This is a genomic window from Acinetobacter sp. AG1 (genome assembly GCF_001005525.1).
In the GTDB taxonomy this organism is placed as follows: Bacteria; Pseudomonadota; Gammaproteobacteria; order Pseudomonadales; family Moraxellaceae; genus Acinetobacter; species Acinetobacter modestus.
Map to the genome: position 1 here is coordinate 1 of NZ_LBMZ01000010.1, position 1,385 is coordinate 1,385.

General features: G+C 31.1%; 1 protein-coding gene. It reads left to right on the forward strand.

Going from position 1 to position 1,385, the window contains the following annotated elements; translation table 11 throughout:
• Positions 1-1,385, forward strand: a 1,385-nt coding sequence (locus tag AAV96_RS18160; RefSeq protein ID WP_046737825.1) for a hypothetical protein, incomplete at both ends; no start/stop codon positions are given.

Below are 1,385 nucleotides of genomic sequence, written 5' to 3' on the forward strand. Positions count from 1 at the left end.
AGGGTGTGATTAATACGGCTGTAAATAAAGCCAGTATTAATCAGAAGGAATTATCTGTAGGAGATATGCCTAGTGTTTATATAGATAAAAATGAGGTTGTTAATAATAGGAATACCACACCTTTAGATTTGAGATGGTATTGGGATTTTGGTTTTATTTCTGATTTAAGTGCTTTATATAATACATTTTATATAAATTCATCGTCATTTTCTTATAATTTAGATAGTGGTCTTGTTGTTAAAAAATATAAATTTGGATTTAATATTACAAAAGATTTATATAGCTACTTGGCTGATGGTCAAAAAAAACATTATTTAAAATTTTATAATTTATCGTCTGGAATTTCAAAGCAGATAGAAGCAAAAATAGGTCTTGATAATAATAATTATAATTTAATGGTAGAGCTTGATGAAGTGGAGTTTACAAGTATTTTTAATATTGAGACATCTGCTGATGAGCAAGGTTTCTTTAAATATGTGGTGGAAAAAGGATATATTAAGTTTGATGTTAAAACTATAGAGTCTGGATTTGATTTTAATTTAGCTTCGCTCATACAGCCTATCGTTCGAACAAAAGAAGAACCATTTAGTTTTAATGGATATAATGAACAGAGTTCATATATTGATACTAGTAATGGTGAGATTAGCAAGTTTAGTGAGTATGGCTCATCTATCGGGGGTGTTTTATCTAGATTAAAAATTAATGATATTCCTCAGGGTACTACTGAGCTGAAATTTTTTTATAAGAAACAGGGTGATTTAGGAAGTTATAATGAGGCGGTTATTTATCCCTCAAAAGACAGTTTGGGGAAAACTATATTTCCAAATGTCTTTGAAAAGGTTTTTATAGATTTATTTAATGGTCCAACTTATGAGTTTCAATTATTTTCATTAAGCGGAAGTAAGATATTAGATCGTCAAGCTGGTATCTTGTATTTTAAAAAATCAAATGGGGATTTTAATGGGGATTTTTCAGAATATTTTAAATATAATGAAGCTACAGGGGAGTATGATGTTCAAGGTTATAAAGCAGATGTTAAAATAGCACCACTTAATTATGGAGGAGATGGTTTTATTTTGTTTAGTAGAGATAATGTATCTTTTATTGATCAATTTAAACCAGTGACGAGCACATCTACATTAGCAAAACTAAAAATTAGAAAAGTCGGTACAACGGTTTGGGAAAACTTTACTTTATCAAGCACTTCGGATTGGTTTATCTGGAGTGGAGGAAATAGTGGTCGAGATGGGGACTATGAATTCCAATTGGACTCTTATAATGGTACAGGACTGACGACACCATCAGGCAGTATTATGGGCAAACTACGTCTAGGTGCCCAACCGCAAGTACTCAGTTACATCCCCAAATCCTTTGTCCAAAATCAA